This window comes from Maricaulis alexandrii (assembly GCF_005871165.1).
Taxonomy (GTDB): Bacteria; Pseudomonadota; Alphaproteobacteria; order Caulobacterales; family Maricaulaceae; genus Maricaulis; species Maricaulis alexandrii.
The window spans coordinates 68,992-91,776 of record NZ_SWKP01000010.1 but is presented as its reverse complement, the minus strand read 5'-3'; the positions used below and the strand labels follow the sequence as shown (position 1 = coordinate 91,776).

Genomic DNA, 22,785 nt, shown 5'->3' with positions numbered 1-22,785 from the left:
ATGAAGCCTCAAGTACTCGTGGTCGAAGACGAAGACGCCCTGGCCACCCTGCTGCAGTACAATCTCGAGAAGGAAGGCTATGCCGTCGCGGTCGCCCGTGATGGCGAGGAGGCCCTGATCCAGGCCGAGGAAACCACACCGGACCTGGTCCTGTGTGACTGGATGCTGCCGAAGGTCTCCGGCATCGAGGTCTGCCGCCGCCTGCGCGGCCGCCAGGAAACCGCCAATGTGCCGATCATCATGCTGACCGCGCGCGGTGAGGAAACCGACCGGGTTCGCGGACTGGATACCGGCGCCGATGACTATGTCGTCAAACCCTTCTCCATGACCGAACTCTTCGCCCGTATCCGTGCCGTGTTGCGCCGCATCCGTCCGGGCCTGGCCGAGGACATCATCAATGCCGGCGACATCACGATGGATCGCGTGGCCCACCGGGTGAAGCGGGCCGACCGGGAAATCCATCTCGGCCCGACCGAGTTCCGCCTGCTGGACTATCTCATGCAGCATCCCGGCCGCGTCTTCTCGCGCGAACAATTGCTGGATGCCGTCTGGGGCTCGGACGTCTATGTCGAGGCCCGCACGGTCGACGTCCATGTCGGCCGCCTGCGCAAGGCGCTCAACAACAAGGAAGAGCGCGACCCGATCCGCACGGTCCGGTCGGCGGGCTATGCCTTCGATGTGAATGCTTGATTGAGGGGCGCCGGGCGCCCCTTTTTCCTGCCGGCTCCCGGGTCTGCGTCCGGATTTGCGACGTCGAGAACATGCGCGGCGGCGGTTTCCAGAATATCGGCGATCGCCTGGAAGCCCGAGGCCAGCGGGGAGTTGTGCCGCCAGATCAGGGCGATATCGCGCTGCGCGCCGGGGTCGTCGATCAGGCGGAAGACCAGGCTGTTGTCCCGTTCCGCCTCGCAACGGACATAGAGTTCCGGCAGTACGGCGATGCCGGCCCCGAGGGCCGACATGTGGCGGATCGCGTCCAGACTGGTCCCCTCGTAATCGGCCGGCAGATGGCCGTCAGCCCGTTCGGCCAGGTCGGCGACGAGGCGGTTGAGGCGGTGGCCCAGGCCCAGGGTGAGGAAGGCGCGGCCCGACAATTCCTCCAGCGTGACCGGTCCGGACTTCTGCGCGAGCGGGTCGTCCGGCGGAAAGGCCGCCCAGAGGCGCTCATGGAAGAGGGGCGCACTGGCACAGCCGGGATGGTCTTCGGGAACCGAAATCACGATGTCCATACGGCCCTCTGTCAGGGTCTGGTTGAGATCGACCGAGGATTCCTCGCGAATGGACAGGCGCAGCCGGGGATAGCGCGCGTGCAGCTGCGCCGTGCAGCGGGGCAGGAGATAGGGGCCGATCGTCGGCAGTACGCCAAGGCGAACCTGTCCGATCAGACCGTCCTGGCCGTATTGAGCCAGGCGCTTGATATCCGACATCGAGGTCAGGACGGCACGGGCGCGTTCCAGCAATTCCCGTCCGAGCGGTGTCGCGATGGCACCGTGGCGACCGCGTTCGAAGACTTTGAACCCCAGATGGGATTCCGCTTCGGCGATCTGCGCTGACAGGCTGGGCTGGCTGACATGCAGGCTCTGGGCGGCGGCCGAGAAACGGCCGGTCTCGTCGACGGCGACGAGGTATTCCAATTGCCGGAAAGTGGGGCGCATTCCATAGCCTCAGGCTAATCCAACGGTAATTCAGATATATTGTTCTTTATTGAGGGCGGGGTCTAGAGCGTGGCCGTCCTGCTCTGCCGTTCCGGCCTGATCCCGGTCCTTTCAGTGTCGACCGGCAGGGTTCCGTCCGGCGGTTGTTGCCTCGCCCCCCTCGCGCAACAGCCGCCGGACGCTTCATGCCTGGAGGCTCGTGTTTTGGAATTCGGATCCATCGCCCTGGCGACCTTTGCCTCGCCCCCCGTTCTTTTCTTCATTCTGGGTCTGGCCGCGGCCTTCATCCGGTCAGACCTGAAATTTCCCGAGGCCTTTGCCAAGGGTTTGTCGCTCTTCCTGATCATGGCGATCGGCTTCAAGGGCGGTGCGGAAATGGCGCGCGCCAGCCTGGGCGATATCGTCCCGGTCCTTCTGGCGGGTATCGTGCTGTCGGCCAGTCTGCCGGTGCTGAGCTTCGGCCTGCTGCGGGTCACAACCGCCCTGCCACGCGTCGACATGGCCGCCATCGCGGCGCATTACGGCTCGATCTCGATCGTCACCTTCATTGCGGCCACGGATGCCGCGCGCCTGCTCGACCTGCCTGGAGACGGGGCCATGGTCGCGGTCGCCGCAGCGATGGAAGCGCCCGCCATTCTCACAGGCCTGCTGCTGGCCGGCGCGGCCGGGCGGACGGGTGGTCTCAAACTCGTGGAACCGTTGACCAACGGGTCGATCGTGCTCCTGCTCGGCGCTTTCGTCATCGGATGGGTGTCCGGCGATGCCGGCATGACGGCGGTCTCGCCCCTCTTCGTGGATGCCTTCCGCGGTGTGCTTTGCCTCTTCCTTCTGGACATGGGTCTGATCGCCGGGCGCGGCCTGGTCGAGCATGGCCGCCGCATGAAGCCGGGCGTCGTGCTTCACGGTCTCTACATGCCCCTGCTCTCGGCCGGTGTCGCTCTGGGCGTCGCGGCCCTAATCGGTCTCACGCCGGGGAATGGGGCCCTAATCGGTCTCACGCCGGGGAATGGGGCCCTGTTGATGACGCTGGCCGCCTCGGCCTCCTATATTGCGGTTCCGGCCGCCATGCGTCTGGCCTTGCCCGATGCCAAGCCGGCCATGTCGCTGACCCTGTCGCTGGGAATCACTTTTCCGTTCAATCTCCTGCTCGGGATCCCGCTTTACTTCACTCTGGCACAACTGGTTCTGGGAGCTGCGTGATGACACAGTCTGACGCCCATGTGCGGTTCGAAATGGAAATCGATGCGGTCCAGGCCGGACGCCTGGAGGAATTGCTGGAGCGCCTCGGCGTCGAGCGCTGGCTGGTCTTGCCGGGCCAGTCCGGCCGCACGCCGGAGGGGCGCTGGAACCGGACCGGTCAGATCGCCCCGTCCGGCCGCCGTGTCCTGGTCGTGATGACACTGGAGCGCGGCCTGGCAGACCGGATCAGCCCGGAGCTCCATGACACCCTGGATCATCTGCACGGTGACATCATCGCCTGGCCGGTTGCGGCCCGCCAGGGCTAGGCCCGACAGTCGGGCGGCCGGAAAAAAGAAGGGCGCGCGAAACTCGCGCGCCCTTTATGCCAGGGGTACAAATCCAGGCGGTCAGGGTCAGTCGTCCAGCAGGACGTAACGGCGATGCAGCGGTTGCGGCGGACGGGCATTTTCGCCAACCGCGCTGATGAAGGCCTCCACTTGCGCTTCAGACACCGTCAGGGGCGTTGTGAAAACGGTCCAGGAAACGACTTCCGAACAGGGCGGGGTGGTCAGCGAGCCTTCATAGCGCCAGGCACTGTCCTCGCCCGGAAGCATGCTGGTGAGGTCGATGCGGGTCTCCAGGGGCTCGCGGTCGCCGGGTTCGCCGATGGCGGACCAGAGCGTATCCACCGTGTCATGCGCCTCACCGGTCTCAAAGAGCACGCCGACAACGGCGAGGTCACCGCCATTGGCGGTCACGAAATGGACTTCCAGCGGGAAGGACTCGCCGTCCACATGATGTTCCGAGGCGGCGTGGAAGTGGAATTGCAGCAGGTCATAGCTCTGCCCGTGCAGGGTGATGTGCGCCGCGCCGGACGGCACATGATAGGTCACGCCATGGGCATTGCGCTCGGCCTCCAGGCCGCTGACCACACCGAAGCTGAGTTCGGGCGCCACACCGTCGCTTTCGAAGGCGCCGGTCAGGTCGATCGGGCTTTGCTGGGTGCCGGTGCTGCACACCGCGAACTCCGGCGAAAGCTGGCCCCAGTTCTCCGGCGCACCGGCGCCCGTATAACCCCATTCGTCGGCTTGGGCGGCTCCCAGGGTTCCTGCTGCGCCCAACAAGCCGGCAAGTACGTATTTCATGGCAACTCCTCTCTTTGGCCGACGCCGATGTGGGGTGTCCGGGCATTTGTATCCAATTGAATAAAAGCGCCATGACGATAGCTTTAAGCTATAGAATTGCCGGATCGCCTGCGCTGGACCTCAGGGGGCGAACTGCGTCATATCGGGTGATCCAGCCGGAGGCCTTCCATGCGGTCCCTTTCCCAGATCTTGCTGACAGGGCTTGTCCTGGTGTCGGCCTGCGGGCCTTCGACAGGCCAGGCCGTCCCGGAACCGGCGCGCCAGTCCATGAGCGTCGACCGGCCACCCCTGTCACGCTGCATGAATCTGTCCGGCGCCCTGGAAGCGAATTTCGAGGGCGAGTGGGGTTATACGATCCGGTTTGGCCATATCGATGCTATTGCCGCGGCCGGGTTCGACGCCATCCGCCTGCCGGTAAGATGGTCGGCCCATGTGTCGGGGGCGGATCACCGGATCGATCCGGACATGCTGGCGCGCGTCGATGCGATCATCGCCCATGCCCGGTCGCGCGGGCTCGCCGTGGTGCTGGACGTGCATCATTTCGAGGCGATGATGGCGGATCCGCTGGGTCAATTGCCGGTTCTGGAAGCGATCTGGCGCCAGCTGGCGACGCATTATGCGGACGTACCGGCGGACGGGCTGGTCTTCGAGATCCTCAACGAGCCGACGGATCGCGTGTCCGCGGCCGAAGTCGACCGGATCAATGCGCGCCTCCTGCCCGTGATCCGGGCTGTGTCACCGGAACGCTGGGTGATCCTGACCTCGGCGCGCTGGAACAATATTGACGGGCTGGAGCAGGCGGGGCCGCTGCCGTCCGATCCGCGGGTGATGATGACGGTTCACTATTATGCGCCCTTCGATTTCACGCATCAGGGCGCGCCCTGGTCGAACCGGACCGAGACCGGGATCAGCTGGGGCGGGCCGCGTGACGAACTGGCCCTGGCCGAGGATTTCGAGGCGATTGCCGCCCAGATGTCCGCCCGCAATGTCCCCGTTCTGCTGGGTGAGTTCGGCGTTTATGCCGGCGTGCCGGAACATTTGCGGGCTCGCTGGGTCAGCGCGGTGCGCGATGCGGCCGAGATGAGCGGCCTGTCCTGGTGCCATTGGGGTTTTGCCAGCACGCTTCGCAGCTATGACCCGGCCCAGGAGGCGTGGATCCCGGCAATGCGCGACGCGCTGATCCCGGGATCCGATTGAGCGCCTAGTCTTCCTTGGTCTCGGGCGTGACCGGGGCCGCCGGAGCGGCCGTCGCCGCGGCTGCGGCCGGCGCTGCCGGGGCATGGTTGAAGGAGGCCGCCATGGAGCGTGCCAGGGCGATGTTCTTGTCGCGGGTCCGGCCACCGATCAGGAACCAGTCAATGATCTGCCAGAGGCCGAGACCGCCGAAAGTGATCAGTTTGAGAATGCCGGCGACGACATCGCCGACGAGCATGCGGTCAATGCCGAGACCACCGAGGAAAATGCCGAACCCGAAGATCAGAAGCGGGTTCTTTTCCGAGGCCTGGAAGGCCGTGATGAAGGATGCGCGATTGGCTTCCGGAAGGCCATTGATGATGTTGGCCAGTTCCATCGTGTAGGTTTTTGAATTCATGTCGTCCCCCTGTGAGATGGGCACAGGTTGGCGCGAGATGGCGGTGTGTCAATCAACAAGTCAGGCGCGTGCGCATAGAAAACGGCCGCTCCGGGGTGGGAGCGGCCGCTACTCTCGGGCCTTCGGGGTGAGGGAGGGCCCGTACGCTACAGCGCAATTCTAGAAATTGTACCGGCGCGTCGCGGCGATTGCGTCCAGTGCGGCACCGGCGTCCGAGGTGCGGCGGCGGCGCTTGGCGCTCGGCTGGTAAGCCATGGAGGAGTGCGCCTCGCAATAGGCATTGCCGCCGGCGGTCTTGCGGCCGCAGAAGCGGAACTCGGCCTGGGCCGGGTCGCCGATCGGCCATTTGCACATGCTGTCGCGAAGCGTCAGCACGGTGGCGAATTCACCGGAGGGCAGGACGGCGGGTTCCACCGGAGCCGGGGCCGGTGCCGCCGGAGAGGCGGACGGGGCAGGGCGCGCGGCCGGACGGGCTGCAGGCGCCGTGGCGGTTGTCGTGGTGCGCGGACGGGACGGTTTCACCGTGCGGCGGGCCGGACGCGACGGGGTCGCACGGCCTGACAAACCCAGACGGTGGACCTTGCCAATCACGGCATTGCGAGTCACACCACCCAACTGTTTGGCGATCTGGCTGGCGCTCAGCCCTTCAGACCAAAGCTTTTTGAGCTCTTCAACGCGTTCATCAGTCCAGGCCATCGCACTCATCTCCCGGTTGGGATGCGCTCTTCACCTTGAATGTCGGTAAAAGACGCATATGTCAGTTCATGTTTAATTACACTAGATATTGTACCCACGCGAACCGATACCACAAGATTGGGTGGTGACCATTCCTGTGGAAACCTCGCTTGCAGCCCTAATCGTTAACGGCGATGGTTACTGGGAAATTAAGGGTAATTCGATATGAGTAATGCTCACTTAACTTCCGTAAACGAGCCTAAAAAATTCGGCCTTATCAATGGCTTGGGTTTATGGACCTTGTACAAGAAGGAAGTCCGGCGATTCCTCAAGGTCGGCATGCAAACAGTCGCTGCACCGGTGGCAACGACGCTGCTTTACATGACGGTTTTTGCAGTCGCGATCGGCTCGCGACGGGGCGATGTGGCCGGTACGCCCTTCATCGAATTCCTGGCACCGGGCCTCATCCTGATGGGACTGCTGAACAATGCCTTCGCCAATTCCGGCTCCTCCATCCTCGTGTCGAAGGTGCAGGGCAATTCGGTCGACTTCCTGATGCCGCCCCTGTCCGCCGTCGAGCTGAGCATCGGTTTCATTGCCGGGGCGATGACACGCGGGCTCATGGTCGCCGTGGTGACGGCACTGACCCTGATCCCCTTCATGAATATCTGGCCGGATCATTGGTGGGCGGTCCTGTATTTCGGGATTTCCGCCGCCGCCATGCTGGGCATGGTCGGTGTGATCGGCGGGCTGTGGGCGGAAAAATTCGACCATATGGCGGCGGTGACGACCTTCGTGATCACGCCGCTGACCTTCCTGTCGGGCACCTTCTACTCGGTCGAGGCTCTGCCTGAACCGATCTCCACGATCAGCCATTTCAACCCCTTCTTCTACATGATTGACGGGTTCCGCTACGGCTTCATCGGGCATGCGGACGGAAACCTGACCATCGGTGTCATCCTGGTGGCCGTGATCAACCTGGTTCTGGGGGCGGCCTGCTACCTGCTTCTGCGTGCAGGCTGGCGCTTGAAGAGCTGAGCTGACAGGCCTAGACGAGAGGAAAGAGCGCCTGCATGTGCAGGCGCCGCACCTGTTTGGAGGAACCCCGCATGCCCGCTCCGATGATGGACACCTATTCCCCGCCGGATCTCGTTTTCGATCATGGCAAGGGAGCCCGCCTGTATACCGAAGACGGCGCGGCCTATCTGGATTTCATCTCGGGCATCGCCGTGAACTGTCTGGGGCATGCGCATCCCAAGGCCGTGGCTGCCCTGACCGAGCAGGCGGGCAAGCTGTGGCACCTGTCCAACATGTTCAAGGTTCCCAAGGGCGTTGAACTGGCCAAGAAGCTGACCGACGCGACTTTCGCGGACCGGGTCTTCTTCACCAATTCTGGTGCCGAGGCGATGGAATGCGCGCTGAAGACGGCGCGCCGCTACCAGTTCGTGAACGGCAATCCGCAGCGCTATCGCATCATCACCTTCACCGGCGCCTTCCACGGCCGGACCTATGGCGCGATCAATGCCGGCGGCAATCCGAAATACCTGGAAGGCTTCGGCCCGGCCATGGAAGGCTTTGACCAGGTCGAGTTCGGCGATCTGGACGCGGTCAAGAACGCCATCACCGAAGAGACCGCGGCGATCTGCGTCGAGCCGGTCCAGGGTGAGGGCGGTGTCCGTGCACCGGAAGACAGCTTCCTGCGCGGCCTGCGCCAGCTGTGCGATGAAAACGGCCTGATGCTGATCTATGACGAAGTCCAGTCGGGTGCCGGCCGGACCGGCAAGCTGTTCGCCCACCAATGGGTCGAAGGCGCCGAGCCGGATATCATGGCAGCCGCCAAGGGCATTGGCGGCGGCTTCCCGATGGGCGCCTGCCTGGCCACGGAAGCCGCGGCCGAAGGCATGGTCGTCGGCACGCATGGATCCACCTATGGTGGCGGCCCGCTGGCCATGGCGGTCGGCAATGTCGTGTTCGACGAGCTGACCTCGGACGGTTTCATGGATCATGTCGTGGAAGTCTCGAACTTCCTGCGCCAGCAATTGCACGGCCTGATGGACCGTCACGCCGACAAGATTGTCGAAGTGCGCGGCAAGGGCCTGCTCGTCGGCATCAAGCTGAAAGACGGCTATGACCCGAAAAAGCTCGGCGCCTTGGCGCGCGAGCGCAATCTTCTGGTCGGTGCGGCCGGCGACAATGTCTCGCGCATGGCCCCGCCGCTCATCATCACCAAGGACGACGCCAGCGAGGCTGTGGGCATTCTCGATGAAGCCCTCGGCGAGCTGCAGAAAAGCTAGACCGGAGTATCAGGCGTGAGTGATCCGCTGGGTGAAGAGGACAATATTGTTGCCGCCTACCAGGTGGAGGGTCGGACCGTGCGCGGTCGGACCTGCCGCCTGGGCGGTACGCTGGACCAGATCCTCGCGGCCCACGCCTATCCGGTGCCGGTCGCCCGCCTGCTGGGCGAAGCGGTGATCATTGCGGCCCTGGTCGGGGATTCCCTGAAATTCGATGGCCGCCTGATCGTCCAGGCCAACGGGTCCGGCCCGATCAGCTTCATCGTGGCGGAATACGTTACCGGTGAAGGCGTGCGCGGCTTTGCCAAGATCGACCGCGAAGCCGTGGAGGCCGTGCTGGCGGACACGCCGCCGGCTGAGGAGATGATGGGCCGTCTCCTGGGCAAGGGCGCCTTCGCCATGACCATCGATTACGGGCCCGACAAGGACCAGTACCAGGGCGTGGTCGGACTGGACGGGCCCAATCTGTCTGCTGCGGCGGAAACCTATTTCGCACAGTCCGAGCAGACGCCGACGCGGCTGCGCATTGCTGTCGGCGAAAGCTGGAAAGAGGGCGAGGACAGGGTCTGGCGGGGCGGTGGATTGCTGCTGCAATCGGTGGCCGGCGACGAAACCCGCGGATCGGCCGAGGGCGACTGGGACCATGCCCGCGCCCTGTTCGACACCGTGGAAGACTCCGAACTTCTCGACCCGGATCTGTCAGCCGGCGGCCTGCTTTATCGGCTCTACAACGAAGACGGCGTGCGCCTGCTGGAACCCAAGACGGTGCAGCGCCGGTGTTCCTGCGAGGAAGAGCGCCTGCTCCGGATCATTGCCTCCTTCCCGCCGGAGGACCGGGCGGAAATGGAGGTCGATGGCACCATCGTCATGACCTGCGAATACTGTAATAAAGATTGGCGCTTCTTGCCGGATGATGTGGATTCTGCTGCGTCGCAGTAAGTTGAGCTGGCTTTTTGTTGCAATGCACCAAGGTATGCATATGCAACTTCAAGGCTCTGGTAACACCAGTTCATGTATCTCTTTGCGGGGATTTGGGCTGATGGTATCGAACGATGGACTCACAAACGCTGATCTTGGCGCTTTTGCCGGTCATTCTGGCCGGCATGTTCATTCATCTTGTGAACATGGCCATTCACCGGAACAAGGAAGCCCCGGGCTTCTGGCTGGTCGGCACGGCTGTCCACGGATTGGGGCAGGCGATGATCTGCTTCCGGGAAAATTTGCCGGACATTCTGGGAATTGTGGTCGGTGACATCCTGTCCGCCGGCGGATTTCTCATTCTGCTCGAAGGCGTGGCGCGGTTTTCCGGTCAACGATTGCCGCGCTGGATTGCGGGCGCGATCGCAACATTGATCCTGGTCGGCTTTCCCTTTTTCACTTGGGTCGTTGACCATGCGGCCGTCCGGTTCGGGGTTTTCGCGACAGCCGTGATCGGCAGTAATTTGTTGATGCTGCCCTATCTTTCGATCATCGGCCGGCGTGACGGACAGGCCAGCGTGCGCTTGCTGCGTTACACGATCTACTATTTTGCCTTCAGCCTTTCGGCGATCAGCATCGGAGTCATGATCTTTGACCCGGCCATGCCGGGCATTCTGGAGCCGAGCCAGTTCGTTTCCTTCGGCCTGCTGTCGATGATCGGTGTGGAGACAACCCTGATCTTCGGTTGCGCGCTCCTGTCGTCAGGCCAGACCGCGTCCGTTCTGCGGCAAGCCGCGCTGACCGACCATCTGACAGGGCTGCCGAACCGGCGCGCGTTCGAGCGCCAGGTGAACTCGGGAGTCCAGCATGGTGAAATTGCAGAGGACACGGCCGCGCTGGCCGTTTTCGACATCGATCATTTCAAACAGGTCAATGACACGTATGGACATGATGTCGGCGACGCCGTCCTGCGGCATGTCGCGCAAACCCTGAAACAGGCCCTGCGCAAGTCGGATTTTGTGGCCCGGCTGGGTGGCGAGGAGTTCGTCGCTGTCCTTCACGACATGAACGGCGAAGGCTTCAACCGGATCGCGGATCGGGTGCGCAAGGCTGTCGAAGAAAACCCGTTCGAGCTCGATGGCCGTCAAATCAAGGTCACGGTGTCAGCGGGCCTGGCGCCCTTGCCGGACCGGCATCCCTGCTTCACGCGCCTGTTTGCCGCGGCTGACAAGGCGCTCTACCAAGCCAAGGGCGAAGGCCGGAACCGCGTCGTCATGGCCGCGGCCGCCTGAGGGCCGGACTAGCTGCGCCAGAAGCGCGGGCTGAGGAAGACCAGCACGGCCAGCACTTCCAGCCGGCCGATGAACATGTTGAAGGTCATCACCCATTTGACCGGATCGGACAGGGGTTCAAACGTGCCGGTCGGACCGATGACCGGTCCCAGTCCGGGGCCGACATTGGCCAGGGTTGTGGCGGCACCGGACAGGGCGGTGATCGTGTCCAGACCCATCGCCGAGAGCAGGGCCGCCGAGATCGCGTAAACGGCAAAGAAGACGAAGAAAAAGCCCAGGACGGAGTGCAGGGCGCTCTCTTCCACGATGCGGCCATTATACCGCATCGGGATGACCGCATTGGGCCGCATCAGCTTGGCCAGGTAGCGGCGCATGGCCGTGCCGGCGATCTGGTAGCGGAAGATCTTCACCGAGCAGGTCGTCGAGCCGGCGCAGCCGCCGATGAACATGAAGATGAAGAAGGCCGCTTCGGAGACGGGGCCCCAGGCGCCGTAATCGGCGGTGGCGAATCCGGTGCCGGTCATGATCGAGACGACATTGAAGCTGGCCTGGCGGATGGCACCGCCTTCCTCATGCGCCCCGACCGACCAGATCACCAGGGCGATGAGGGTTGTGCACACCACAACCACAAGCAGGAAACCGCGGACCTGGGCGTCCTTGAACAGCGCGCCGGGCTTGCCGCGTCCGGCCAGGACGAAGAGGGCGAAAGGCAGGGAGGCGAGGATCATGAAGACGGTCGTGATCATGTCGGCGCCCAGATGGACGTAATTGCCCATGGAATTGTCCGAGGCCGAGAAGCCCCCGGTCGAAAGGGTCGACATGGCGTGACAAAGCGCATGCAGCCAGTCCATGCCCACAGCCAGGAAGGCGAAGAAGCAGATCAGCGTGAGCACCAGATAGACCAGGGAAATACCGGCGGCGATCTGGGTCGCCTTGGGCAGGACCTTGTCCGACTTGTCGCCGCTTTCCAGCTGGAAGAGCTGCATGCCGCCCACGCCCAGCATGGGCCAGAAGGCCATGGCCGTCACAATGATCCCGATCCCGCCGATCCACTGCAGGATGGCCCGCCAGAGCAGCAGGCCCTCCGGACGGTCATCCAGTCCGGTGATGACCGTTGCGCCGGTCGTGGTCAGGCCGGAAATGGATTCGAAGATCGCATCGGTCCAGCTCATCTCCTCGCCCGACAGGCGCATGGGCAGGGCCGCGCACAGGGCTAGCGCAAACCAGGCGCCGACGGTCAGGACGAAGGCCGTTCGGGGCGTGATCGAGTCGACGGGGCCGCGATTGACTAGGGCCAGGGCCGCGCCGAGGAACATGCCCAGGATGGAGGACAGGAAGAAGGCGGTGGCGCTGTCATGATCGCCATGAGCGGCGTCCAGCATGGCGGGGGCCAGCATCAGGGCGGCCAGCACGGCCACCATCATGCCCACCATGAAGAGGACTTGTCGCAGGGATGTGGTCAAGGATGTCCCCCGCCGCGCCGGTTCACGCCGTCACCGGATCAGTGCAGCTGGGCGCGGTCGCCCGGCCGGTCGAGTGAAAAGCCCGGAATTTCCGCGGCAAAGCTGAGCCCGTCCTGACGCTGCATTTCATAACTGCCCTGCATGAAGCCCGACGGGGTCGTCAGCGGGGCGCCGGAAGTGTAGCGGAAACGCTCGCCCGGTTCGATCACCGGCTGTTCGCCGATCACGCCCAGGCCCTGGACATGCTCGGTCCGGCCCATGGCATCGGTGATGACCCATTTCCGTGCGATCAACTGCACCGCATGATCGCCCGTATTCTCGATCTCGATCGTGTAGGCCCAGACATAATGGCTGTTTTCCGGCTCGGACTCATCTTCCAGATAGTCCGGCGTCACGGAGATTTTCACGCCACTGTCTTCGTGCTGATACATGGGTTTCCCGCCCGCAAAAGACCGGCGCACCGGCCCCTGAATTGAGCGCTATCATCCTCCCGCCACCCCTTCGGCTCAACCCCCACGGTCAGCATGGCTGGACAGGGCCGGGCAGATGGGGGACATCTCGGGTCCTCTCAACAGTCTGAACGTCCCGATATGAGCGCGAACGGCATTCTTCCCGATACCCGGCTGACCACCTTGTTCGACACCGGTGTGATTGCCGCCGACCAGCCTCCGGCCGACGGTCAGATCCAGCCGGCCAGCATCGATCTGCGCCTGGGCCGGCAGGCCTATCGCCTGCGGGCCAGCTTTCTGCCGGGCCGGGGCCGGACCGTCGCGGAATGTCTCGACAGCGACCTGAAAATGCACACCGTCGATCTGGAAAAGGGCGCTGTGCTGGAAACCGGCTGCGTCTATCTGGCGCCGCTGCAGGAAAGGCTCAGCCTGCCCGCCGGTGTCACGGCGATGATGAATCCGAAAAGCTCGACCGGACGGATCGATGTCTTCACGCGGGTGATCACCGACCAGGGCGAGGTCTTCGACCGGGCCCCGGAAGGCTATGACGGTCCGCTCTATGCCGAGATCAGCCCGTGCACCTTCTCCGTCCTGGTCCATGAGGGCGACCGCCTCTCCCAGGTCCGCTTCCGCCAGGGCGCACACACGCCGCTGCGGGATGTGACGGTCAGCGTGGACTTGTCGGGATTCGAGGACGGGATTGTCGGCTATCGGGCCCGTCGTCATGCCGGTCTGGTGGACCTGTCAAAGATCGGCATGCACCCGGCCTCACGCTTCTGGGAGCCGCTTTATGCGCCGGATCGCCGCCTGATCCTGGATCCGGGCGAGTTCTACATCCTGGCCTCTCGCGAGGCCGTCACGATCGGTTTCGACGAGGCGGCGGAAATGGCACCGATTGCCACGGAGATCGGCGAGTTCCGGGCGCATTATGCGGGCTTCTTCGATCCCGGTTTCGGCACGGATGAGGCCGGCGGTACGGGCTCGCGGGCCGTGCTGGAAGTGCGGGGTCATGATGTGCCCTTCCTTCTGGAACACGGACAGGCCATCGCCCGGCTGGTGTATGAGCCCATGGCGGAAGCGCCTGGCCGCGCCTACGGCCAGGTCTCGTCGAATTACCAGAAACAGGGCCTGAAACTGTCCAAGTTCTTCATCTGACCGGAGCCCGTCCTGCAAGAGGACGCTTCCCCGGCGGCGCGACTTGCGTATAACGTCCTGAGGCGTGCGCGGGTGTAGCTCAATGGTAGAGCAGAAGCTTCCCAAGCTTACGACGAGGGTTCGATTCCCTTCACCCGCTCCATCGCTCCGTATTTCCGTTTTGTTTGCCTGACGAAACCGCCCTGCCTAATCTGCTGGGGGGAGGACAGGCATGGACGGGTTGCGAACTCTCGGGATCATCCTGTGTGCGTGGATGCTGGGAAGCTTGGCGGGCGGCGATGCCCGGGCACAGCCATCCGCGGACGAGCAGGCGCGGCTGGCCTCCGAAGCGGAGGCGCATGAGCGCTTCTTTCGCTATGTCACACTGGGGGATTTGCGGGACTACCGCTCGTCTCTGGCGCGGCTGCGCAGCCAGGCGGCCGAGTGTCCGCTGGAGTGTGCAGAGCCGGATTGTGCCGGACTGGTGACAGCCATCACCGCTGCGGACCAACTGGACATGTCGCTCAGCCAGTTGGCCGATGTCCTGGACCATCTGCATCAGCTGGAAGTCCGTCATCTGGCCTCCCTGCAGGGCGAGGCGGTCCGGGCTGAGGACCGGTTCCGGGGATCGGCCGAACTTCTGCTTTACCAGCGCTTTCTGGTCGATGTGGCCGGCCATATCACCAGCACGGTCTTTGTCTACGAGGATATCCGGGCGCTGATTGAGTCCGGTCAGGGCGGCGAGGTGCTCAACTTCGCCTATGCGCTCAATGAGCTGGCCGGCGACATGGCCAGCCTGTCCCAAGGACTGACCGGTCAGACCGGGGCGTCGGCCAGCACGTTTGACCAGCAATTGGCGATCCTGCAGTCGGAGCTGGGCAATATCGACAATATCGCAAGCGATAGCGGGGCCCGGCTCAATGCCCTCTCCATCATCGCCCGGCGCATGGTGGCACTGGGCCAGGCGGAGATGGAGCGGCGCCAGGCCGAAGTGGATGCGCTGGAACGGGACGCCTATCGCGAACGCCGGGAGGTCGACCAGGCCCTCACCCGCACCCATGCCCTGGCGGTGGAGGCGGCCCTTCTGCGCACGATTGCCGCCGAGGCGCGCGAGACCGGTGACCGGCTGGCCGGCTGCGCCGCAAGCTGCGGAACCGACACGCCACCGGCCGAAGTCCTGCACCTGTTTTTGGCGGACCCTGCCCAGGGCAATAATCCTGACCGTCTGGATCATGCCGCGATCGAGGATCTGCGGACCCTGATTGCGCGAAGTGGCCGACAAATGCGCGAAGGGTGGGCGCCGGATTGTGGGCCCGAACCGGAACCTGCCCCAGACACCGATGCGGTGGCCGTGATGGCCCCGCCAGGGCCGGACAGCGATGCCGCGCGTGCTGTTTGTTTCGGCCTGAGCCGGGTCGGGGCCGTCCAGAGTTTCGATCCGGACCTGCAGGCCCGTCTGGCGCCGCCCATGACGCGGTTCATGGAGACGTGCACGGCCTGGCACGAATGGGTGCAGACCTTGCCGCAAAGACCGGCCGATCCGGCCCATTCCATCCGGGTCTGCCAGGCCGAGTGTGCGATGCTGGGGGATTATGGTCGCTATATCCTGGCGCAGTCGCCGGTCGCGGTCGATCATGTGGCACGGCTGGATGAGGTGGACCGGGCGCGCCGGCGGGCCGCGATAGATGCCGAATTGCGCAGTCTGGCACTCCAGCTGCGCCTGGCCCGCCGCGTCGACACCGCCCCGCAGGGTTGGGCCGGCTGGCCGGATGAGGCGGCATTGGAAACGCAGCAGGCCGGGCTGCGCGAACAGCGCGAGGCGCTGGAATACCCCTCGGTCTGGGCCCAGCTCCAGACGAGTTACTGGCGCACCGGTGAGGCCCCGCAAATGATGCAGTGCCGGTCGGAGGCGGCGATCGCGCAAAGACAGGCCCGCTGCCAGGCGGCCTGTGGCGGCAACGCCCCGCTGGTGGCCTCTTGTGTGAACCCGGCTCCGGTCTGGATCGGCCGGCTTGTGGAGGCGCTCTATCCGCCCGGGCATCCGCAGCGGGCAGCTTTCGAGGCGCAGACCGGTTTCGCCAGCCCGGCCCCGTCGGGGCCACTGCCTGGCGGCAGTGCCGGTCCTTTGAGCGCTGGCCCGGCCCCCATGCCAGTCCCGGTTCCATTTCCAGTGCCCGAGCCCGTTCCCTTGGACCCCTTGCCGGCGGCCCCGCCGATGCCGCCGCCCCAGCCCGTGGTGATCGAGCCGGACTATCCTGAGCCAGGCTGAACCCACCTGGTCGCGTGCTGACACCGGGCGCCGCATCGCCGGGTTGCGGGGCCGGGTGTAGCGGCTAAGCTCGCCGACAGACTGGTTTAGCGACTTCTGGGGGAGTTCATGCGTTCATTTTTCGGTGCCATTTCGATGGCAGCTGCGGCCCTTCTTGCGCCCGCGAGCCTTTCGGCGACGGCGTTCGCGCAGGGCGATATCGATACCTATTCCGCGCTGCCGCGCATCTGGGATGCGGCCGTGTCGCCGGACGGGTCCATGCTGGCCACCGGGTGCAGCCCGCGCGGCCTGCGCGAGATCTGCCTCTACAATCTGGAGACCGGCGAGCAGAGCGTGATCCCGCAACAGGGCGAGTCCCGGATCACCGGTCTCTACTTCCCGTCCAACACCTATCTGGTCTTCTGGATCCAGACGTTCGAAGAGGTCGGCACGATCAATGGGCTTGAGGAGTTCACGGTCAGCCGGGCTGTTTCCTACCATCTGGAGAGTGGCGAGGCCGCCGTCCTGCTCGGTGGTTATGGCAATATCGTCAATAATGACCGGATCATTTCCTCGCTGACGAATGATCCGGATCGCGTGGCGATGGAATTGTCCCGCGTGCCCGATGGCGGCAATGACATTCCGTCCCGGATCAGCCGCAACCGCCGCTCCTTCGAGACGGTGGCCTATTCGGTGGACCTGGACAATGGTCGCGTCGATGACGTGCTGGCGACGTCCCAGGCCTCCGTCATCCATTATGTGCTCGATGCGGAAGGCGAGCCAGTCTTCGAAGTGCGCTATGACAGTGGATCGGGAGACTGGGAGGTGGTCAGCGCCGACCGCCGTGATCGCGACGCCATCATCTCCGGCGACTATCCGGCCGAGCGCCCCTATGTCTACGGCATGACCGGTGACCAGTCGGCCCTCGTGATCGATTTCCCGGAGACCGGGCTGCGCCGCGTGGATGTGGAAACCGGCGAGGCCACGCCGTTCGAGGTCGACGGTCAGGATCTGACGGAGACCGCACCGATCTTCGACCGTTTCTCCCAGGAAGTGGTGGGCTTTGGCTGGGTGGATGACCTGCCGCGCCAATTGTTCATCGAGCGCAATCTGAATGCGCTCCAGGGACAGCTCCGGGACATCCTGACCGAAGACAGTTTTGTCTTCGTCAGCTGGGCCCAGAACTTTTCCAAGATTGTCATCGAGGCCCAGGATGTGGGCCAGCCGGCGAATTTCTATCTCTTGGACCTGACCACGGGCGGCTTGGGTCTGCTGGACACGGAAATGCAGCTGGCCGAGGGCCAGATCGTCGGGTCCCGGCGCTATCTGCGCTATGAAGCCTCTGATGGTCTGGAGATCGGCGCCTGGCTGACCACGCCGCCGGGCTGGGCCGAAGGCGATGACCCGCTGCCGCTCATCATCCAGCCGCATGGCGGACCGCAAGCGCGCGATGTCGGGACTTTCCACTGGCGCACGAGCTATTACGCCAGTCTGGGCTATGCCGTCCTGCAGCCGAACTTCCGGGGCTCCACGGGCCGCGGCCGCGATTATATCGAAGCCGGCCATGGCGGGTTCGGCACCCGTATGATCGACGACATCACGGACGGGGCCGATTATCTGCGCGAGGCCGGCATCGCCCGGCAGCAGCCCTATTGCGTCATGGGTGGCAGCTATGGCGGCTATGCCGCGCTGATGGCTGCGATCCGTGATACCGGGGATGTCGCCTGTGTCATCAGCTTCGCGGGCGTGACCAATCCCTTCGGCATGCTGGCCAGTGGCTATAACGAGATCGGCGTGCGCTATTGGGAGCAATACATGGGTAGCCGGTTCTCCGATGATGCCTATCAGGCCAGCATCACGCCGACGGCGCAGACGGCCAGCCTGACCATGCCGCTCCTGGTCCTGCACGGGAATGCCGATACCACCGTGCCGCTGGACCAGTTCGAGGGGCTGCGCCGGGTGATGGAAGGCCAGCCCAATGTCCGCTTCGTGCTGATGGACGGCGCCAATCACTATCTCGACCGGCAGAGCGATCGCGAGACCCTGCTGCGGGAAAGCGGGAATTTCCTGCTGGAGCACCTGCCGGTCCAGTAATCGGCGGCAAGCGAACGAAACAGGGGCGGTTGCGCAGGCAGCCGCCCTTTTTCGTGCGCGTCAGAAGCGGCGGGCATTGCCCGGCTGATAACCGGTGAATTCCACCAGATGCACGACCAGGAAGAGGCCGAGCCCGGCGGCGATGATGGCGATCAGCGTCCAGGGGATCAGGCGGGGGCCGCGCTCCGGGCGGGCCGGCTGTCCGGCTCGCCAGCGGGCGAAGAGGAAAAGGGCGATGACGGCGCCAAGCCCGGCAAGGGTGGCGGGGAGCGAGAGATAGATGGTCCGTCTCCACAATGGGCCGAGACACCGTGTTCGGTCTTCTCCCAAAGATAGGGGGTGCGGACGAGCTGATACAGGGCCCGCACTGCAGGCCAGAATTTCAGCGCGTCATAGAGCGGCTGGGTGAAGAGGGCGAAGGGGTGGGAGGGCCGGCCCGCGCGACGCGTTGCGACCAGGGCACATACGGCGCTGGCCGTATAGCCCAGGCCCAGACAGCCCAGCAGCAGCGCCGCGGCGGGCTCGCTCTGCGACAGGCCGACCAGGGCGACAAGACCGACGACCAGGCCCGGTGCACAGCTCAGCGCGGAGAGGAGGGTTCCGCCCAGGGTGAGGGCCAGGGCGACCCGGTCACGCGGACAGCGGACCTGTTTCCAGTGCACGGCCAGTGTCTGCAGATAGCCTTTCAGCCAACGTGTGCGCTGGGGCATCCAGGCGGACAGGTGCAGCGGGGCTTCCTCCAGCGTCATTGGTTCGATCACATCGCAATGAAAGCCGCAGGCCTGCAGGCGCAGGCCCAGATCCGCATCCTCGGTGACATTCCAGGCATCCCAGGCCCCGGCCGTTCGCAAATGGCGGGTCCGGAAGTAATTGCTGGTCCCTCCCAGCGGGATCGGCCAGCGCAGACGGCGATACAGGGGGAGGAGGGCATGGAAGTGGGCGGCGTATTCCAGCGTGAATTGCCGCGTGATCCAGGTCTCCGTCCCGTTGAACCAGTTGAGCGGCGCCTGCACGCAGGCCAGGCCGAGCGCGCCGGCGGCGAAGCTCTCCGCGGCGGCCCGCAACTGGCCCGGATGCGGCCGGTCCTCGGCATCGAAAATGGCCAGAATCTCGCCCGTGCAATGGCGCAGGGCATGATTGAGCGCGCGCGGTTTGGTACGCGGTTCGCCGGGTGGAACCAGTACGGTTCTGATGTGGCGTGGCAGGACCTGGCGGGCGAGGGCGGTGCGGGTCTCGGTATCATCGCATTCCAGCGCCAGCAGGATTTCCAGCCGGTCGCGCGGGTAGTCGATCTGGTCCAGTGCCTGAAGCAGGCGGGGCAGGATTGCAGCCTCGCGGTAGAGGGCGATGACGAGGCTGGCCCGCGGCAGGGCGCTGTCGCCCAGAGGGCGGCGCGGCGCCCATCGAAGCGGGCAGGCCGCCGCAGCCAGTCGCAAGAGCGTTTGGGCGGCCAGGCAGGGCAGGGCGAGCAGGCCCAGAAGCGCCAGGCTGACCGGCCCGCCCACACCGGCCGCCAGAATGCCGACAGGGACAAGTGCTGCAAACAGGATGACGGTCAGGGGAACCGGATTGAGCTGGGCGCTGTAATCCGGTCTCCGGCGGGCGAGCCCCCGGGCGGCGTCCTCGGCCCATAGATGATGAACAAGGGACAGGCGGGGCCGCTGCGCCGCCCCGGCGGCAGCGGCGGTCTCTTCGGGCGTTGTGGCGGGCGAGAAACCGTCCATCCGCATTCATCCTGTTCCACGGCAGGGCGAAGAACAGCATGAATGCACGCAAAAGGCGAGTCCGGAGCCTTATGCGCCTTTGGGGTTGTAGATGAAACGGAAGCGCGGCTGGTCGAAACCGGCGCCGTCCAGTTCGAACACACAGGCCGTCGCGGTGGGATAGCCCAGGGGCAGATGGTCGCTCGCGCCACAGCGCTGGGCCAGTTTGTGCGCAAAGCCGCCAATGCCCGGATTGTGACCGACCAGAAGCAGGGTCTGGTCCGGGCCCAGCACCGCTTTCACGGCGCGTTCCAGCATGTCCGTGGAGGCGTGATAGAGCGCCATCGGGTCGTCCACGGCCGGCGTGCCGATCAGCGGGACGAGCTGGTCGAAGGTCTGTTTCGTCCGCCAGGACGGAGAGACCAGGGCCAGGTCCACTTTCAGGCCTTCCTCCTGCAGCGCATCCGCAGCGGCGGCACTGTCCTCGCGTCCCCGCGCCGTCAGTCCCCGCTGGAAGTCGTCTTCGGCTTCCAGGCGGTCAACAGCCTTGGCATGGCGCATCAGGATCAGCGTGGTCGGCATGGGCAAACGGGCTCACTGCTGTGGACAGGACAGTCGGGACGGTGTGCCGCACAGGCAAAGGGTTGCAATCCCCCGGCGCGACGCTCACCTACTCGTAGAATGTTTTGGCCCCCATTTGAACCGAGGAGAGACGCATGGGTCTTCTGCTGGGCGATACAGCCCCGAATTTCGACATCGAGACCAGTGAAGGACCGATCAATTTTCACGAATGGATCGGCGATAACTGGGTGATCTTCTTCTCCCACCCGGCTGACTACACCCCCGTCTGCACGACCGAGCTGGGCTTTACCGCCAAGCTCAAGGACGAGTTCGCCAAGCGCAACGCCAAGGCGATCGCCCTGTCCGTGGACAGCGTCGAGGATCACAAGGGCTGGATCAAGGACATCGAGGAAACCCAGAATGTCGCGATGAACTTCCCCATCATCGCCGACACGGAGCGCAAGGTCTCCGAACTCTACTCGATGATCCACCCGAACGCGGACCCCAAGCTGACCGTGCGTTCGGTCTATGTGATCGACCCGAACAAGAAGATCCGCGCCACCTTCACCTATCCGCCCAGCGCCGGCCGGAACTTCAATGAAGTCCTGCGCCTGCTGGACAGTCTGCAGCTGACCGATGGCTACAAGGTCGCCACGCCGGTGAACTGGGAAGACGGCCAGGACGTGATCGTCGTGCCGTCCATCTCCGACGAGGAAGCCGACAAGCTCTTCCCGGCCGGCTACAACAAGATCAAACCCTATCTGCGGGTGACGAAACAGCCGAACAAATAGGCGGATCGTCAGATCCGGCACGGTTTGAAGGCGCCCGCGGGATTCTCGGGCGCCTTTTCCCGGCCCGTGTTTGTAAAGCACCCTTGACGACAAGCGCCCTTTACTTCATATGACAAGGACGCTTTACAAAAGGAGTGTCCGATGACGTTTCGGGATTGGTACAATGAAATGGGCGGTGCCGGAGAGGCGCCGAGCCTGGTCTCCCTGGCCCTGTTCGCCGCGGTCTTTCTGCCGTCAATCTTCCTGGTTGGCATGGTCGGCCCCTGGCTCGACGTGATCCGCGACGCTGTCGCGGTCCTGTCACCGCAGATGAAGATGGCCGGTCTGACCGTCTTCATTCTGGGGCTGATGGCGCTGGCCCGCATTGCCACGCTTCTGTTCGGTGGCAAGGGAGATGACCCGGCATGAGTGCGACCGAAAAACGGGCTTCGGTCAGCCGGCGTTACGCCTGGCGGACCTTCGTCTCGATGATCGCTTTCACGGCGATCCTCGTGGCGATCGACAAGACGCTGGATCCCTCGCGCAATGGCTGGGACGCGCTCTCGGCCTGGCCTCTGGTCGGTCTGACCTGTCTGCCGCTCCTGGTCTATGGCTATGAAGTCGTGCGCTATGTGCGCTCGATCGACGAGATGCTGGCACGCCTGCAGATCCGGGCTGCCGCGATCGCCACGCTCGGCATGTTGCTGGCCAGTGCCATTTTCGGGGTCGCCGAGATCTATGGCGTGATGGAGCCGCTCAACATGACCATGCTCCTGCCCATCGCCGCCGTGGTGCACAGCATCGCATCCATGGTCCAGCAGGTGCAGATGCGATGAAGAACCGGCTGAAGGAGTTGCGCGGCGAGCACGGTTGGAGCCAGCAGGCGCTGGCCGATCATCTCGACGTGTCGCGCCAGACCATCAATGCGCTGGAAACGGGCAAGTATGACCCCTCCCTGCCGCTCGCCTTCAAGATTGCCCGCCTGTTCGGCCAGCCGATCGAGACGATCTTTGATGACGGGGAGGGTTAGGCGTTCCGGTCGGGGCCGTCCCGGCGCAGGGTCTCGTCCTCGGCCACACGATCCTCGACCGCATCAAAGATCAGGTTGAACCCGCCATGGATCAACAACCAGACGGCCCCTGCGACGAAAAGGCCAAAGACGCCCAGTCCGAGCAGGACGCTGCCAAATGATGCCAGCGACCAGAACAGGCCCGCAAACAGGATGATGGCAACAGCCCAGGCGGTCAGAGCGGCCTTTCGGCGAATGCCGTCATCCGTTGGCAGGTCCTGCAAGCCCTTTGGTCGGACGTCGTCGAATTCAGGCAGGCCCAACATGGCACGTGCCAGCCAGCGCGTCCGCCTGCGAAGTTTCAGGAAATGGTCCAGCGCCCAGCCCACCAGGCTGATCACCACCAGCATGATGACGAGCGACATCAGGATGTCGACGCCCCGGTGGATCAAAGCGAAGGCACAAAGAAAATAGGCTGCGACGAAGATGACCCCGAGCAGGGTGTCCATCAGGACGGTCAGAGCTAAGGCGATGGATCGACGCATGGAAATCCGGACAACAATCAGACCGTGAAGCTCGGATGCCATGGATCATCCGTCAACCCG

General features: G+C 64.3%; 24 protein-coding genes and 1 tRNA gene. 16 read left to right on the top strand and 9 right to left on the bottom strand.

Annotation, left to right across the window (positions count from 1 at the left end; all coding sequences use genetic code 11):
- Complete coding sequence (gene phoB, locus FCS99_RS14830) at positions 1-690, top strand: phosphate regulon transcriptional regulator PhoB (RefSeq protein WP_138513959.1); 690 nt, start codon at positions 1-3, stop codon at positions 688-690.
- Here the strand turns inward: phoB and FCS99_RS14825 are convergent.
- Positions 666-1,655 (bottom strand): hydrogen peroxide-inducible genes activator, encoded by a 990-nt coding sequence (locus FCS99_RS14825; RefSeq protein ID WP_138513957.1) that lies wholly within the window; start codon positions 1,653-1,655, stop codon positions 666-668. The genes phoB and FCS99_RS14825 overlap by 25 nt on opposite strands.
- Before the next feature lie 204 nt (positions 1,656-1,859).
- Here FCS99_RS14825 and FCS99_RS14820 point away from each other — a divergent pair, with 204 nt between their 5' ends.
- Positions 1,860-2,855, top strand: a complete 996-nt coding sequence (locus FCS99_RS14820; protein WP_138513956.1) for a sodium-dependent bicarbonate transport family permease — start codon at positions 1,860-1,862, stop codon at positions 2,853-2,855.
- Positions 2,855-3,160, top strand: coding sequence for a hypothetical protein (locus FCS99_RS14815; protein ID WP_138513954.1), 306 nt, complete (start codon positions 2,855-2,857; stop codon positions 3,158-3,160). The genes FCS99_RS14820 and FCS99_RS14815 overlap by 1 nt, the downstream gene beginning before the upstream one ends.
- Before the next feature lie 87 nt (positions 3,161-3,247).
- On the opposite strand, the gene FCS99_RS14810 is transcribed toward FCS99_RS14815, so the two are convergent.
- Positions 3,248-3,979, bottom strand: coding sequence for a carbonic anhydrase (locus FCS99_RS14810; protein WP_138513952.1), 732 nt, complete (start codon positions 3,977-3,979; stop codon positions 3,248-3,250).
- A 168-nt stretch (positions 3,980-4,147) separates the two neighbouring features.
- Here FCS99_RS14810 and FCS99_RS14805 point away from each other — a divergent pair, with 168 nt between their 5' ends.
- Positions 4,148-5,176, top strand: a complete 1,029-nt coding sequence (locus FCS99_RS14805; RefSeq protein WP_138513950.1) for a glycoside hydrolase family 5 protein — start codon at positions 4,148-4,150, stop codon at positions 5,174-5,176.
- Positions 5,177-5,180: 4 nt separating this feature from the next.
- Here FCS99_RS14805 and FCS99_RS14800 read toward each other — a convergent pair whose 3' ends face one another.
- Positions 5,181-5,570, bottom strand: a complete 390-nt coding sequence (locus FCS99_RS14800; RefSeq protein ID WP_138513948.1) for a TM2 domain-containing protein — start codon at positions 5,568-5,570, stop codon at positions 5,181-5,183.
- 159 nt (positions 5,571-5,729) lie between these two features.
- Positions 5,730-6,266 carry a GcrA family cell cycle regulator gene (locus FCS99_RS14795; protein WP_138513946.1) on the bottom strand — a complete coding sequence of 179 codons (537 nt, stop codon included), beginning with the start codon at positions 6,264-6,266 and terminating at the stop codon, positions 5,730-5,732.
- A 204-nt stretch (positions 6,267-6,470) separates the two neighbouring features.
- On the opposite strand from FCS99_RS14795, the gene FCS99_RS14790 reads away from it, so the two are divergent.
- The 4 genes from FCS99_RS14790 to FCS99_RS14775 all read left to right on the top strand — a co-directional run bounded on the left by FCS99_RS14790 (position 6,471) and on the right by FCS99_RS14775 (position 10,749).
- Entirely contained in the window at positions 6,471-7,283 is an 813-nt protein-coding gene (locus FCS99_RS14790; RefSeq protein WP_138513944.1) for an ABC transporter permease, read from the top strand.
- Between the two features lie 71 nt (positions 7,284-7,354).
- A complete protein-coding gene (locus FCS99_RS14785) occupies positions 7,355-8,539 on the top strand; it encodes an aspartate aminotransferase family protein (RefSeq protein WP_138513942.1) in 1,185 nt (394 codons plus the stop codon).
- Between the two features lie 15 nt (positions 8,540-8,554).
- Positions 8,555-9,478, top strand: a complete 924-nt coding sequence (locus FCS99_RS14780; protein ID WP_138513940.1) for an Hsp33 family molecular chaperone — start codon at positions 8,555-8,557, stop codon at positions 9,476-9,478.
- 113 nt (positions 9,479-9,591) lie between these two features.
- Positions 9,592-10,749, top strand: a complete 1,158-nt coding sequence (locus FCS99_RS14775; RefSeq protein ID WP_138513938.1) for a GGDEF domain-containing protein — start codon at positions 9,592-9,594, stop codon at positions 10,747-10,749.
- Between the two features lie 8 nt (positions 10,750-10,757).
- Here FCS99_RS14775 and FCS99_RS14770 read toward each other — a convergent pair whose 3' ends face one another.
- Both FCS99_RS14770 and apaG read right to left on the bottom strand, forming a co-directional pair.
- On the bottom strand, positions 10,758-12,212 hold the full coding sequence (locus FCS99_RS14770; protein ID WP_138513936.1) for a TrkH family potassium uptake protein: 1,455 nt from the start codon (positions 12,210-12,212) through the stop codon (positions 10,758-10,760).
- A gap of 38 nt (positions 12,213-12,250) precedes the next feature.
- A complete protein-coding gene (apaG, locus tag FCS99_RS14765) occupies positions 12,251-12,643 on the bottom strand; it encodes a Co2+/Mg2+ efflux protein ApaG (RefSeq protein ID WP_138513934.1) in 393 nt (130 codons plus the stop codon).
- Positions 12,644-12,802: 159 nt separating this feature from the next.
- Between apaG and FCS99_RS14760 the strand changes: the two genes are divergently transcribed.
- From FCS99_RS14760 to FCS99_RS14745, 4 genes are all read left to right on the top strand, one after another.
- On the top strand, positions 12,803-13,816 hold the full coding sequence (locus FCS99_RS14760; RefSeq protein ID WP_138513932.1) for a 2'-deoxycytidine 5'-triphosphate deaminase: 1,014 nt from the start codon (positions 12,803-12,805) through the stop codon (positions 13,814-13,816).
- Between the two features lie 68 nt (positions 13,817-13,884).
- A tRNA-Gly gene (locus FCS99_RS14755) sits at positions 13,885-13,958 on the top strand.
- Positions 13,959-14,027: 69 nt separating this feature from the next.
- Entirely contained in the window at positions 14,028-16,064 is a 2,037-nt protein-coding gene (locus FCS99_RS14750) for a hypothetical protein (protein ID WP_138513930.1), read from the top strand.
- 108 nt (positions 16,065-16,172) lie between these two features.
- Positions 16,173-18,137: an alpha/beta fold hydrolase gene (locus FCS99_RS14745; protein WP_138513928.1), complete on the top strand. Its 1,965-nt coding sequence runs from the start codon at positions 16,173-16,175 to the stop codon at positions 18,135-18,137.
- 167 nt (positions 18,138-18,304) lie between these two features.
- Here FCS99_RS14745 and FCS99_RS14740 read toward each other — a convergent pair whose 3' ends face one another.
- On the bottom strand, positions 18,305-19,861 hold the full coding sequence (locus FCS99_RS14740) for a glycosyltransferase (protein ID WP_171036400.1): 1,557 nt from the start codon (positions 19,859-19,861) through the stop codon (positions 18,305-18,307).
- A gap of 69 nt (positions 19,862-19,930) precedes the next feature.
- Positions 19,931-20,422 carry a SixA phosphatase family protein gene (locus FCS99_RS14735; RefSeq protein WP_138513924.1) on the bottom strand — a complete coding sequence of 164 codons (492 nt, stop codon included), beginning with the start codon at positions 20,420-20,422 and terminating at the stop codon, positions 19,931-19,933.
- 134 nt (positions 20,423-20,556) lie between these two features.
- Here FCS99_RS14735 and FCS99_RS14730 point away from each other — a divergent pair, with 134 nt between their 5' ends.
- The 4 genes from FCS99_RS14730 to FCS99_RS14715 all read left to right on the top strand — a co-directional run bounded on the left by FCS99_RS14730 (position 20,557) and on the right by FCS99_RS14715 (position 22,201).
- Positions 20,557-21,192, top strand: coding sequence for a peroxiredoxin (locus tag FCS99_RS14730; protein ID WP_138513922.1), 636 nt, complete (start codon positions 20,557-20,559; stop codon positions 21,190-21,192).
- Positions 21,193-21,333: 141 nt separating this feature from the next.
- Positions 21,334-21,600, top strand: a complete 267-nt coding sequence (locus FCS99_RS14725) for a hypothetical protein (RefSeq protein WP_138513920.1) — start codon at positions 21,334-21,336, stop codon at positions 21,598-21,600.
- Positions 21,597-22,007, top strand: coding sequence for a hypothetical protein (locus FCS99_RS14720; protein WP_138513918.1), 411 nt, complete (start codon positions 21,597-21,599; stop codon positions 22,005-22,007). Before FCS99_RS14725 ends, FCS99_RS14720 begins: the two co-directional genes overlap by 4 nt.
- A complete protein-coding gene (locus FCS99_RS14715; RefSeq protein WP_138513916.1) occupies positions 22,004-22,201 on the top strand; it encodes a helix-turn-helix transcriptional regulator in 198 nt (65 codons plus the stop codon). The genes FCS99_RS14720 and FCS99_RS14715 overlap by 4 nt, the downstream gene beginning before the upstream one ends.
- Here FCS99_RS14715 and FCS99_RS14710 read toward each other — a convergent pair.
- Positions 22,198-22,767 (bottom strand): hypothetical protein, encoded by a 570-nt coding sequence (locus FCS99_RS14710; protein WP_138513914.1) that lies wholly within the window; start codon positions 22,765-22,767, stop codon positions 22,198-22,200. The genes FCS99_RS14715 and FCS99_RS14710 overlap by 4 nt on opposite strands.
- Between the last annotated feature and the right edge of the window lie 18 nt (positions 22,768-22,785).